The organism is Ginsengibacter hankyongi (assembly GCF_008710285.1).
GTDB classification, from domain to species: Bacteria; Bacteroidota; Bacteroidia; order Chitinophagales; family Chitinophagaceae; genus Ginsengibacter; species Ginsengibacter hankyongi.
Map to the genome: position 1 here is coordinate 1,733,238 of NZ_VYQF01000001.1, position 13,107 is coordinate 1,746,344.

At 35.6% G+C, this 13,107-nt stretch carries 13 protein-coding genes; 6 read left to right on the plus strand and 7 right to left on the minus strand.

What is annotated here, in order from left to right:
* The first annotated feature begins 22 nt into the window (after positions 1 to 22).
* From idi to FW778_RS07280, 6 genes are all read left to right on the plus strand, one after another.
* Positions 23 to 550: an isopentenyl-diphosphate Delta-isomerase gene (gene idi / locus FW778_RS07255; RefSeq protein ID WP_150413934.1), complete on the plus strand. Its 528-nt coding sequence runs from the start codon at positions 23 to 25 to the stop codon at positions 548 to 550.
* Between the two features lie 60 nt (positions 551 to 610).
* Complete coding sequence (locus FW778_RS07260; RefSeq protein WP_150413935.1) at positions 611 to 1,135, plus strand: sterol desaturase family protein; 525 nt, start codon at positions 611 to 613, stop codon at positions 1,133 to 1,135.
* A gap of 108 nt (positions 1,136 to 1,243) precedes the next feature.
* Positions 1,244 to 2,413 carry a lycopene cyclase family protein gene (locus FW778_RS07265; protein WP_150413936.1) on the plus strand — a complete coding sequence of 390 codons (1,170 nt, stop codon included), beginning with the start codon at positions 1,244 to 1,246 and terminating at the stop codon, positions 2,411 to 2,413.
* 80 nt (positions 2,414 to 2,493) lie between these two features.
* Positions 2,494 to 3,045, plus strand: coding sequence for an RNA polymerase sigma factor (locus tag FW778_RS07270; protein ID WP_150413937.1), 552 nt, complete (start codon positions 2,494 to 2,496; stop codon positions 3,043 to 3,045).
* A gap of 34 nt (positions 3,046 to 3,079) precedes the next feature.
* Positions 3,080 to 3,991: a hypothetical protein gene (locus FW778_RS07275; RefSeq protein WP_150413938.1), complete on the plus strand. Its 912-nt coding sequence runs from the start codon at positions 3,080 to 3,082 to the stop codon at positions 3,989 to 3,991.
* A gap of 3 nt (positions 3,992 to 3,994) precedes the next feature.
* Complete coding sequence (locus FW778_RS07280) at positions 3,995 to 4,384, plus strand: hypothetical protein (RefSeq protein ID WP_150413939.1); 390 nt, start codon at positions 3,995 to 3,997, stop codon at positions 4,382 to 4,384.
* Positions 4,385 to 4,544: 160 nt separating this feature from the next.
* Here the strand turns inward: FW778_RS07280 and FW778_RS07285 are convergent, their stop codons facing one another.
* From FW778_RS07285 to purD, 7 genes are all read right to left on the minus strand, one after another.
* Complete coding sequence (locus FW778_RS07285) at positions 4,545 to 5,252, minus strand: MBL fold metallo-hydrolase (RefSeq protein ID WP_150413940.1); 708 nt, start codon at positions 5,250 to 5,252, stop codon at positions 4,545 to 4,547.
* Between the two features lie 78 nt (positions 5,253 to 5,330).
* Complete coding sequence (gene rodA, locus FW778_RS07290; RefSeq protein WP_150413941.1) at positions 5,331 to 6,686, minus strand: rod shape-determining protein RodA; 1,356 nt, start codon at positions 6,684 to 6,686, stop codon at positions 5,331 to 5,333.
* Positions 6,687 to 6,703: 17 nt separating this feature from the next.
* Complete coding sequence (gene mrdA, locus FW778_RS07295) at positions 6,704 to 8,845, minus strand: penicillin-binding protein 2 (RefSeq protein ID WP_150413942.1); 2,142 nt, start codon at positions 8,843 to 8,845, stop codon at positions 6,704 to 6,706.
* Between the two features lie 65 nt (positions 8,846 to 8,910).
* Positions 8,911 to 9,444, minus strand: coding sequence for a rod shape-determining protein MreD (locus FW778_RS07300; protein ID WP_150413943.1), 534 nt, complete (start codon positions 9,442 to 9,444; stop codon positions 8,911 to 8,913).
* On the minus strand, positions 9,437 to 10,294 hold the full coding sequence (gene mreC / locus FW778_RS07305; RefSeq protein WP_150413944.1) for a rod shape-determining protein MreC: 858 nt from the start codon (positions 10,292 to 10,294) through the stop codon (positions 9,437 to 9,439). Before mreC ends, FW778_RS07300 begins: the two co-directional genes overlap by 8 nt.
* Positions 10,295 to 10,396: 102 nt before the next feature.
* Positions 10,397 to 11,422, minus strand: coding sequence for a rod shape-determining protein (locus FW778_RS07310; protein WP_150413945.1), 1,026 nt, complete (start codon positions 11,420 to 11,422; stop codon positions 10,397 to 10,399).
* A gap of 255 nt (positions 11,423 to 11,677) precedes the next feature.
* Complete coding sequence (purD, locus tag FW778_RS07315; RefSeq protein WP_150413946.1) at positions 11,678 to 12,988, minus strand: phosphoribosylamine--glycine ligase; 1,311 nt, start codon at positions 12,986 to 12,988, stop codon at positions 11,678 to 11,680.
* Positions 12,989 to 13,107: the final 119 nt, after the last annotated feature.

Sequence of the window (13,107 nt, forward strand, 5' to 3'; positions counted from 1 at the left end):
ACTCATTAAAGCCATTAAAGATTTGATAGAAGTAATATTAGTTGACAAGGATAATGTGCAAATAGGCACTGCGGAAAAAATGGAGGCGCATAGGCAAGGTTTATTACACCGGGCATTCAGTATTTTTATCTTTAAAAGCAATGGCGAATTTCTTTTGCAGCAGAGGGCACCAGGCAAATATCATAATGGTGGCCTTTGGACTAATACGTGCTGCAGCCATCCACTTCCCGGAGAAGATACTTTAAATGCGGCCTGCAGAAGGCTTTCAGAAGAAATGGGATTCTCAACAAGACTTACTCCTGCATTTAATTTCATTTACAATGCAACGTTTGACAATGGATTAACTGAGCATGAATTTGATCACGTTTTTACAGGAATATATGATGGCGAAATTAAAGCAGATAAAGCTGAAGTAAGTGATTATTGTTATAAAAAATTAGAAGATATTACTGACTCCGTGCAAACACATCCGCAGAAATACACAGAATGGTTTAAGATTGCTTTGCCGAAAATCAAAACGTTTCATGAAAAGAACTTTAATAAACTATAATTTAAACTTTACACTGATTTTATAAAACAGGGGGCTTTTTAAATCTTACTTTTGTAATTGATGCAAATATTTTTATTCATAGTAATAATGCTTGGTACATTCTTTCTAATGGAAGGAGTTACGTGGCTTACGCATAAATATGTTATGCATGGTTTTTTATGGTATTTGCACGAAGATCATCATAAAAAAGGACCGGGTCTTTTTGAAAAAAATGATGCCTTCTTCCTTATATTTTCCATACCAAGTATTCTTTGCATATTGTTTGGAACATTTGATAACAAATTCTGGCTGGCTGCAATAGGCACCGGTATTGCTATGTATGGCTTTGCATATTTCGTTGTACATGATGTAATAATTCACCAGCGACTTAAGCTCTTCACACGAAGTAATAATATATATGTGCGAAGTATAAGATGGGCGCATAAAATGCATCACAAGCATATAGATAAAGAGGATGGCGAAAGTTTTGGAATGCTTATGGTTGCAAAAAAATATTGGGACAAAGTGAGAGCAGATAAAAAAAGAATTGCTGAAAATAAAATTACAACTAGTTCTTCTGTTTCCTCCAATATGCAATCTTCATAATTATATCTTCTTTTAATAATTTTTTCTTTCTTATAATTTTATTCATTCACTACTGAATTATTTATCTTCAATTCTTAAAAAGATTATTAAATAATTGCTTCCGCGTAAATGGATTCGAAACGCTACGATTATATTTTTCTAGGTGCTGGTTGTGCCTCTATAAGCATACTTATGAGAATGATCCATTCCAAAAAATTTTTTGAAAAAAAAATATTGATTATAGATAAAGAGCCAAAAACAAAAAACGATCGTACTTGGTGTTTTTGGGAAGAGGAACCAGGTTTTTTTGAAGACATTGTTTACCGAAAGTGGAAACAGGTATTTTTTAAGACAACCGGTGCGGATTCTATTCCTTTGGAAATGGGCAACTATCAATACAAAATGATACAGGGCATCGACTTTTATAAAAAATGTTTTTCCGAGTTAACCCATCAAAAAAATATTGATATTGTTTATGGGGACATTTCTTTTGGGCAAACAAATGAATTAATTACGATAAAAATTAATGATGAGCCGTTAGTATATAATAAGAATACCATCATCTTTAACTCTCTTTATATTCCATCTGAAAAACAAAAAAATAAATTTTATCTATTACAACATTTTAAAGGTTGGATAATAGAAAGTAAAGAAAATGTGTTTGACCCTGCCCAGGCAACGCTTATGGATTTTAGGGTAAGGCAAAACCATGGAACTACTTTCGTGTATGTTTTACCATTATCTTCTACTAAAGCCTTACTTGAATATACTTTATTTAGTGAAAATATTTTACCTGATAAGGAATATGATAATGAACTTCAAAAATACCTTGAAGAATTTTTAAACCTTCATGACTATACTGTTGTAGAGGAAGAATTTGGCGTAATCCCTATGACAAACAAAAATTTTCCTTATTATAAAGATGGTATGTATTTTATTGGAACGGCAGGCGGACAAACAAAAGCTTCCACAGGTTATACATTCAGATTCATTCAGAAGCAGGCAGAGGAAATTGTTGGAGAGTTAATAGTAAAAGGCAATCTTTCAAAAAAGAAAAAATTAAAAAGGAGATTCTACTTTTATGATAGTACGCTCCTGCATATTCTTTCTAAAAAATTATTGGCCGGTAAGCTTATTTTTTCTATTCTTTTTAAGAAAAACAAAGCCGCTGATATTTTTAAATTTCTTGATAATGAAACTACTCTTAATGAAGAATTAAAATTGCTTAATTCTCTCCCAAAAAAAGTTTTTATCAAAGCTGGATTTTCAGAATTTATTAAAATGATAGTAAAGAATTGAGGACTTATATTTAAACGTACGATTCAAAATAGAGTCATACACATGGTTTTTTCTATTTTTGCCCAGATATTTAAACATTTATGGCCCTTCAAACAGATGACCAGGAACTTTTATTAAGCTTTAAAGACCCTGCAACCAGGGAACAGGCTTTTACAGGTGTTATAAAAAAATACCAGGAAAAGCTTTACTGGCATATAAGAAGAATGATCGTTGACCACGACGACACGAATGATGTGCTGCAAAACATGTTCATTAAAGTTTGGAAGGGGCTTGAAAATTTTAGGGAAGACAGCCAGCTTTATACGTGGCTTTATCGCATAGCAACCAATGAATCGCTTACATTTTTGAGCCAGCAGAAAAAAAGAAGTTCTGTGTCGCTGAGTGATGTGGAAAGTGGATTGAGCAATAAGTTAAAAAGTGATACGAATTTTGACGCCAATAAGCTTGAATGGAAATTACAGCTCGGCATTCAAAATTTGCCTGAAAAACAAAGGCTTGTTTTTAACCTGCGATATTATGATGAAATGCCTTATGAAGAAATGAGTAAAATACTGGATACAAGCGAAGGTGCGCTCAAAGCGAGCTACCATCATGCGGCAAAAAAAATTGAAGAGTTTATATTAAATAGTTAAACCTAAACCCATTAAATTAGTCTGATAGAACGTAATGAAGAATTCACCGGAAATATTAAATGAATTAATGGCTATCAGCCCACTACTTGCAGGGCTGGAGAAGGTGAATGTTTTTAGTGTTCCGGAAGGTTATTTTAATGAGTTGCATGCAAGGATAACCAATTTTGCAATTCTTAATAATTCTTCACCGGTAGAAAATATTAATAAAAGAAATCTCCAGGAAGTTCCTGCCGGGTACTTTGATAGCTTAAGCGACTCAATTCTTGCAAAAGTTAAGGCCGCTTATCCTGAAAGTGCCGGAGAGGAGATAAGTAAGCTATCTCCATTGTTATATAGTTTAAAGCGGGAGAATATTTTTGCAGTTCCTGAAGGTTATTTTGACAACTTAAGTGATTTGATTCTTGCAAAAGTGAGAACAACTAATGCCCAAAGTGCTAAAGAAGAAATAAATAATCTTTCACCAATGTTATATGCATTAAAGGGTGAAAATGTTTTTACAGTTCCTGAAGGCTATTTTGAATCTCTTGCAGAAAATATTAATCAAAAATTAAAGCCTGCTGCGGTTAAGGTTATTACCATGAAAAAAAGAACTTTCTGGTTGAAATATGCGGCGGCGGCAGTGGTTACGGGTGGTATTGCCGTGACATCCCTAGAGGTATTCAGGGGCTCGTCTAATAACAGTAATTCGTCTTTCCCAGGTTATGTCCAGGCTTCATTACAATATAAAACCGAGGCTGATGTAAACGCAGGAATTGCAAAATTAGATGATGCGGATATTGCCAAATATCTTGTAAAGAATGGTAATGTTTTAGATAATGAATTACTCATAAATAATACTGACGTGAGCGAAATGCCCAGCGAATCTGATTACTTAAAGGATGAGAATACCTTGAATGAATATTTGGATAAAATAGAAAATAAAAAAACTAGTAACTCAACTCCATAAAAAATGAAAAAATATTTACTTATATTATTATTAATAGTTGGTAGTTTACCTGGACTTAAAGCGCAAGATGGAGAAAAGATTCAGTCATTAAAAATCGCATTCATCACTCAAAAACTCCAGCTAACTCCGGATGAGGCGCAAAAATTCTGGCCCATTTACAATCAATACGACCAGGAAATTAAAGCACTTCAACTAAATGATAAAAACGGGCCTGTAATCGAAAACGAAGAAAAGTTATTGAATATCCGTAAAAAATATGTGGCCTCTTTTGAAAAAGTAATTGGTCCGCAAAAGGTAAATAAGCTTTTTAATGCTGAGAGAGACTTTCGAGAAATATTAATTCGAAGGCTTCAAAAACGGAACCAGCAAAGGTTAGAGCCGCTCCGCAGGTAAATATTTAAATTATTATGTAATAAATTAAAATCATAATTGGAGAAACTAAAATTTCTCCTATTTTTGTAACTAGGTGTTTTTCATAGGTTAGCAACGGCCGGCCCTTTTTAGGGCAGGCCTTTTCTATTTTAACGCTTTTAAAACCTGTAATAGGGATACTTTATATCGTGATAAAAAGGAACGTCCATTTTTCTTTTTCTCCCAATTGCCACCACTTCATTCTTAGCTCCATCGCTTTAGCCCCATCATAATCGTATTTCGCCTTAAACCTGTTTTTCATTTGCTGAAGTTGCGGTGCTACATCTCCACCAAAAAATATTTTTTCAACATTATCATCAATTAAAAAAACCTGGTGGTAAGGGCTGTGGGCTCCCGTCATTTCATAATGTATGTATTCATCTATTGTTCCGTTACCTTCTATAAACTGCAATTGGTTACTGTTGTTAAGACAAATAAAATCTTCAGTAACATAAGATGGAAATCCTTTTTCAAAAGCAAAGTTCCATTCGTGTTGATTGATATAATAAGTTGCATTTTGAAAACTTAATTCTTTTTTACCCGGCATTGCTATTCCACCTGAATGATCTTTATGAAGATGAGATAAAAGGACCTTTGTTACATCGGAAGAGTCGATTCCATGCAAAGCCAAATTTTTATGAATCTGTAATTGGTTATGTTCATCGGCAAAGCCTAAGCCGGTATCTAATAACAAAATATCTTTTGAAGCAATAACAACGAAAGGCTGAATCTCTACCAGCAAACTTCCCTTCGACCTTTGCTGCAAGTCATCTTCAGCAACCCGGAAGGGAACAAATTTTTTTGTTTGGCCAACAGTGAACGAACCTTCACTTAGCGGAATAATCTTCATAAATGCTTTTTATTTTAAGTAGTATTTAAACTTGAAATAATTTATAAAAAAAATGCAGTGAGTTTGAATTATTTACTCTCATCGCAAAACCATGTGCCTGTCTGCATCGAGGCGCACTAAAATAAAAATCAATATTGTAAAGGTCAATAAAGAGGATCCGCCGTAACTCATCAGAGGTAATGTAATACCGATAACAGGCGCCAGGCCAACCGTCATACAAATATTTATCGTAACATGAAAAAACAAAATGGCAGCAACGCTATAAGCGTATACGCGGCTAAAAGTACTTCGTTGCCGTTCTGCAAGAAATACAATTCTTAACATGAATAATAAATATAAAATAATAATTAAACTGCTTCCTAAAAATCCAAAGTTTTCTCCAACGCTTGTAAAAATAAAGTCGGTATGTTGTTCCGGAACAAAATCTCCCTGCGTTTGTGTTCCTTTTAAAAACCCTTTGCCAAATAATCCACCCGAACCAATAGCAATTTTTGATTGTTTAACATTATAATTTTCTTTTGCTTTCTTTAATGCCTTTGATTTTTGAATTTCTTTTTGCTGTTCAGGATCTCTCGAATCCGCCTTTGCATCGGGAACATAATCTACGCCAAAAGTGTTTAGAATTCTTTCAACCTGGTAGGGATGCAAAACATGATTAAAAATATAGGGAACAGCAAATCGTTGAATACTTACACATAAAATCCAAAGGCCAAGAATTACAACCAGCACACTTTTATCGCGTTTTATACTTTTTCTCAAAATATAAACAGTTAAACCGGCGATCGAAGTAAGAATAATTGCCAAAGTATTTTTCTCAACTAAAATAGTTGCCACTACAAGTATTGCAAATGAAAACCCGATAATAAGATAAACCGGGGGTAATCCTTCCCGGTACATTGGAATTAGAAAAGAAAAATATACCAGCGCCAGGCCAGTTTCATTTTGCAGGATTGAAAATGCCGCGGGAGTTAATATAATAGCTGCTGCAATAAGTTGTGAGCGTGGCTTTTCAAAATTTGTTTCGGGCCGTGATAAATATTTTGAAAGCGCAAGAGCCGTAAATATTTTACAAGTCTCTACCGGTTGGAGATTAAAGAATCCAAGCGGAATCCATGATTTTGACCCATTGATATCTTTTCCAACGACAAAAGTCGCGATCATAAGAAATAATCCTAAAACATAACTAAGATTAGCGGTGGCCGTGAAAAATTTACTATCGGTTAATAAAATTATCACTGCGATTACTGATGAGATTCCGAGGAAGAGTATTTGCCTGGAATAATTTTTTTTCAAACCGGTTATACTTTGAATAATATTTTCATTACCATGGTATTCAACTGAAAAAATACAAAGTATTCCTATACACACGAGGATTATATAAAGCCAAACCGTTACCCAGTCAATTCCTTTTGATATTACAGATTGATTACTCATTAACTTGAGAAATAAATTTATTTTATTAGTTGAGAAATGTCTGATTTCTTTTTTCTCTCAGGCAATATTGCTTCCCGCTGAGGCTTAAAATATGCGTTATCTTTTTTAGTAGGCAGTGTGTCTGTAAGTGAATTGTTTTTTTCAACAGGCTTTTTTTCTTTATATAAAGAGTCTGCTCCGTCCTCATCATCTTCAATTTCTGAAGTATCTTTCGCCGATTTTATATATCCTTTTTCCATATTGTAAGAATTATTTTTGACTTTTCGTAAAGAATCCCGAATGCGAATGGCTTCATAGATACGTGCCGGCATTAAATTAAGATTAGCAAGTGCTTCTACTTTTGCTTTCCTATCTGGTTCAGGAATAGAATCCTTTAAATACTGCTCTATCATCAGGCTGGCTATGGGCGCTGAAGAGTTAGCACCCATTCCCGCATTTTCACAAATAACGGCTATGGCTATACGAGGATTTTCTCTTGGAGCGAAAGCCGCGAAAAAAGCATGAGACTTTTGTTTAACACCTTTATAATAGTTTTCGACCGTGCCGGTTTTACCGCAAACCACAATGCCGGGAACCTTCGCGGCCGATCCTGTACCTGTTTCCATTACGCCCTGCATACCATCATGTACCGCATTGAATATTGTATCCGGAATAGAAAGAGGCTGATGTTTTTCTTTGAAAGAATCCAACAGACCATAAATGTCTCCACCTTCAATAGAATCAACCAGGTGGGGAGTTATGTACCAGCCCTTATTTGCGAGGTAGGCCATTTCATTTGCTACCTGCAATGGGGTAACATTTACTTCGCCCTGGCCTATGCTAACAGATTTAAAAGTGCAAAAATTCCAATGACCGTCTCCATAAATTCTGTTATAAGTTCTGGGGGTAGGAATAAGGCCGCCTTTTTCCGTAGGAATATCAATTCCTAATTTATGGCCAAGCCCGAAAGAATACATATAATGATCCCAAACTTTAAGATTACTATCAACAGAACCATATTGTGGATTATTAATAACTCTTTGCATAACGTTCGCAAAGTAAGTATTACATGAAACGGCTATTGCTCCCTTCAAATTAAAATTGCCCGGATCGAGGCAACCCATTGGCTTACCGCAACCATAAAAAGCACCGGTGCATAGAAACCTTGTTGAAGTTGTAATAACGCCTTCCTGGAGACCGATTAGTGCCTGCAATGTTTTAAAAGTAGATCCGGGCGAATAATAGGCATTCACCGTTCTGTTAATCATTGGAAGACGTGGATCTAAAAGTAAGTCTGCAAAATGTTTCCGTCTTTCGGCACCGGCTAAAAGTCCGGGATTATAGGTAGGGCTGCTTATCATCGCAAGAACGCCGCCGGTTTTAGGATCGAGAGCAACAATAGCACCGATTTTATTTTCCATTAAATGCTCACCAAGCATTTGCAAATTAATGTCCAGTGAAAGATGCAGGTTTTTGCCCGGAATGGCAGCAGTATCATACCTTCCTTTATCAAACCTGTCCGTAAGCCTGTTTTTATTATCCCTTTTCCAAAACTCAATACCTCTTTGGCCCATTAATACTTTTTCATAACTGCGTTCTAATCCGGTTCTGCCGGCATAATCTCCCACCTGGTATCCATCGCTTTCATGATTTTTAATAAATGATGAATCCACTTCCGATAGATAACCCAAAATATTTCCCGCAGCATCAAAAGGATAATCGCGAACCGGCCTTTCCTGCAGGTAAAATGCGGGAACAAATTTGTACATGCTTTCATTAATCCGTGCGATTTTTTCAGGTGGAAGTAAAGGCTCAAAAACCGAAGCACGATAGCTCCTGTTTTTAATAATAGCATTAATAATTCTTTTCTTAAATTCCGCCGTATCTATATCAAGAATGTGGCATAGAGCAGCAGTATCTAAGCCCATTCCCTTTAGCTTTGAAGGCGTTACCATCAGATCATAAATAATAGTATTTCTTAAAATAGCCTTACCATTACGATCAAATAAAATTCCCCTGTCGGGATAAATTACTTTACGAAATTTTCCCTGCTCATCAGCCATTATGGAATATTTCTTATTTAAAACCTGGAGGTTTAAAAGCCGCAGAATAATAACCAACGCCATAAACAGGAACATGGCAATAATTATATTTTTTCGGGACTGGTTAAAAACAGACACAGACTTATAATGATTTTGGGGGGTTGAGAAAGAATAGAACGGAATTTACTGCAAAAATAATATGTCTATACTGTATTAGTTCTAAATCTTTGCTTTCGAACGAATAAAAGCTCTGTTAATAAAATTAATAAAAGACTAATTGCAGAAGATAATAGTGTTTTCAATATAAAATAAAAATAACCTCCCATTTGCAAAGCCTGTAAAAAGAAAAGTAAAAAATGATGCAACAGGGTTAAAATGGCAACATAGGTAAAATAGGGAGTGAAGCCCATGCTTTTAATTGACGGTTCATTATAATTACTTTCGGCGCCTTCCTGCGAAATAAGGAGATTTATTAAAAAAGGCCGCAGATAGGCAATCAATACGCAGGGTGCAGTATGTAACCCATAAGTTTTCATAAAACAATCAAGGCAAAAACCAATGGCAAAAGCAAGAAGCATTAAGGCACGTCGCCCTATTTTGAAAGGAAGCCAGAGAATAAATAAAAAATAAACATATGGGGTAACGAGATGATGCAATGGTGGAACCTGGTTAAGTACGTACACCTGCACCAGTATAAAAAAAGAAAACCGGATAATATTTTTTAAGAGGCTACTCATTTATTTTTTTAACACTTTTTAAAAGTTGCTTTGGTTCATCTTTTTGAAGATTATTAATAATATTTACATATTGCAGGTTATAAAAATTTGCCGCAGTTTTTACTTTGATGGTATAAGTACTGCTCGTTTTGTCATTCACAATTTCTGTTACTGTACCAATGAGCAGACCAAGCGGAAACTTATCAGAGAAGCCGCTTGTAATAACACTATCGCCTTTTGCAACTTTCACTTCTTTTGAAATATCTTTCAGAATAACAACATTTGGTTTAACCCCATCCCAGATAACGCTCCCGGTTTCTCCCGTTTTTTTAAGCTTCGCACTAATGTTACTTTGGCGATGAAGTAAACTCATTACTACCGAATAATTTTTGCTTACATCAACAACAGTTCCAACCACATAATTATTGATATCCGTTACGCCAAGATCTGCGCTTACCCCTTGCAGCGAACCCCTGTGAATTTGAAGATAATTGTTGGGCTGACTCACAGAATTGCCCACCACTTTTGCAGGCAGGTATAAATATTTTCTTTGATGAAGAATGGTATCAATTTGTATTGTATCAACAGCAAGTTTGCTCACTGTATCGGGCATTTCATAATCCTGTTTTAGTTTATTATACAAAACAGCATTTGCTTTTACAAGCGAATCATTTGTCTTTTTAAGTTGAAAATAATATTCAACATCATTGTATTGTTTGCTGATTCTTCCGGTAATTTCCCCTGCTGTAGCCGAGTACACGGTATGTTGATAGCGATTGTAATTAAATAGCATAAACAAAGAGATGCCCATCAGAAATAAAAAGAAAAGGAAATTAAAATAGATGCGGATAAAAAGAAAAATATTACGCATAAAAGACTTTTCTATCCCGCTTTAACAGGAAATTTCGAAAGTTTATTTGGAAGATACAGCACCTTTTGATTTATTAAATATCACCTGTTAGCTAAGTTCTTTTTATCTCATTACAAAAGGATAGCGGTCGTAATGCTTTAATGCAAGGCCGGTACCTCTCACCACACTTTTCAATGGATCATCAGCTACATGAACTGGAAGTTTAATTTTTGCTGCAAGCCTTTTATCAAGTCCTCTTAGCAAAGCGCCACCACCCGTTAAATATAACCCGCGACGATATATATCCGAAGCAAGTTCGGGAGGTGTAGTTTCCAAAGCTTTTAAAATGCCTTCTTCAATTTTAAAAATTGACTTATCCAAAGCCTCAGCAATTTCCTGGTAGCTTACCATTATTTGTTTAGGAATACCGGTTACAAGATCTCTCCCATTTACCGGCATATCTTCCGGGGGATTATCTATATCTTTCATTGCAGCGCCAATCTGAATTTTTATTTGTTCTGCCGTTCGCTCTCCAATAAGAAGACTATGATAACGGCGAAGCGCTTCCATAATATCGCCGGTAAATTCATCACCAGCTATGCGAATGGATTGATCGCAAACAATGCCTGCCAACGCAATAACAGTAATACCGGTAGTTCCGCCACCGATATCAATAATCATATTTCCAACTGGTTCTTCCACATCAATTCCAATTCCCAAAGCTGCAGCCATAGGCTCATGAAGCAGATAAACTTCTTTAGCTCCCGCCTGTTCTGCACTGTCTCTCACTGCACGCTTCTCCACTTCTGTAATACTGCTGGGAATACAAATCATCATTCGCCAGCTCGGCGGAAATAATGGTTTTTTGGGATAGATTTTTTTGATCATCTCCCGTATCATAAGCTCAGCAGCATTGAAATCTGCGATCACCCCATCTTTTAACGGACGTACTGTTCTGATGCTTTCGTGGGTTTTTTCATGCATCATCAATGCTTTTTTGCCCACCGCCAATATATTTTTCGGATTATTTCGATCTAATGCAACGATAGATGGCTCATTTACAACAACAACATCGTTATGAATTATCAGCGTATTTGCGGTACCAAGATCAATGGCTATTTCCTGTGTAAAAAAATTAAAAAGACCCATGTTTTAACTAGATATTGAGAAATTACGAATGCATGCAAAGTTGTAGGAAATAATTTGAATTAACAATTGTAAGCTCATTTAGATTTTTACAATTTCGTAATTAAAATTATTAGTCGTTAACCCCTTATAAACGCATAACTACAACCGTTTATGCGAAATTTAAATTTTAAATTTTCAAGGGATTTAGTTAGCTGAAAAAATGGAAAATTCGGCTGCTTTATTTACAATAATGAGTTAAAATGAAATTGGATATTATTATTTAATAAACTCATATCCTATATCTTTTCTGTAATACATTCCTTCAAAATGTATTTGATTTAATATTTCTTTAGAAAGCTCAACTGCTTCGGCAAGCGTATCTGCAATTGCCGAAACTGCAATTACCCTTCCACCGTTAGTTACAACATACCCGCCATCTTGCCTGGTTCCCGCATGAAAAACCATTACGCCGCCCTCGGAATCAATGTGTTTCATAGCCTCAGGATTTTCCAGGTATCCAAATTCTATTGCAAATCCTTTTTTATAATTTCCCGGGTATCCTTCGCTTACTGCAACAATAGTGGCAGCCGCTTTTTCATCCAACAGTATTTCTTCCTCATGCAATTTTTTTTGCTCCGTGGCTATTAGCAATTTCACAAGATCATTTTTCAGGCGCAATAATACCACTTCTGTTTCCGGGTCGCCCATGCGGCAATTGTATTCTATAACAAAAGGGTCATCCTCCACTTTTATTAATCCAAAAAATATAAATCCTTTATAATCTATTTTTTCTTCACGCAATCCTTTTATCGTTGGCTCAATCACTTTCTCAATAACCTTATTCATGAAAATTTCTGAAGCGAACGGAACAGGGCTTACAGCACCCATGCCACCAGTATTTGGACCTTTATCGCCTTCCAGTATTTTTTTATAATCCTTCGCTTCGGGAAAAAGCACATAGGCGTTACCGTCAGTAAGAACAAAAACACTTAACTCAATACCATCTAAGAATTGCTCAACCACTACTTTTTTACCAGCCTCTCCAAATTTTGATTTTTGAATGATAAGTTCATATTCTCCCATAGCTTCTACAGGATTATTGCAAATAACAACACCTTTTCCTGCGGCGAGCCCGTCAGCTTTTAGCACAACCGGCAATCGATGGTTTTTTATATAATCAAGCCCCTCATCGTAAGAATCTGCGTCAAATTCTTTGTAATACGCCGTCGGGATATTATGCCTCAGCATAAACGCTTTTGCAAACGCTTTGCTGCCTTCGAGTCTTGCACCACCAGCGGAAGGCCCGGTTACTATAATATCTTTAAGGGATTCGTCATTTTTGAAAAAATCATAAATACCTTTTACTAACGGCTCTTCCGGGCCAACAACAACCATATCAATACTTTTGGCAATACACGTTTTCTTAATTGAATCAAAATCGGTAATCGCAATGTCAATATTCTCGCCATACTGCGCAGTACCCGCATTACCGGGCGCAATAAATAATTGAGTACATAATTCACTTTGGCTAATCTTCCAGCAAAAAGCATGTGCTCTTCCATCGGAGCCAAGAATAAGTATTTTCAAAAGAAATCTTTTAATTTAAGGATAAGAACTCGCAAGTTATGAATTAAGATTTTCACTTCATTACCTTTTGTAAAGAATTAATATCACTTCATTTAATTTGTAAAAATTGAATACTGGTA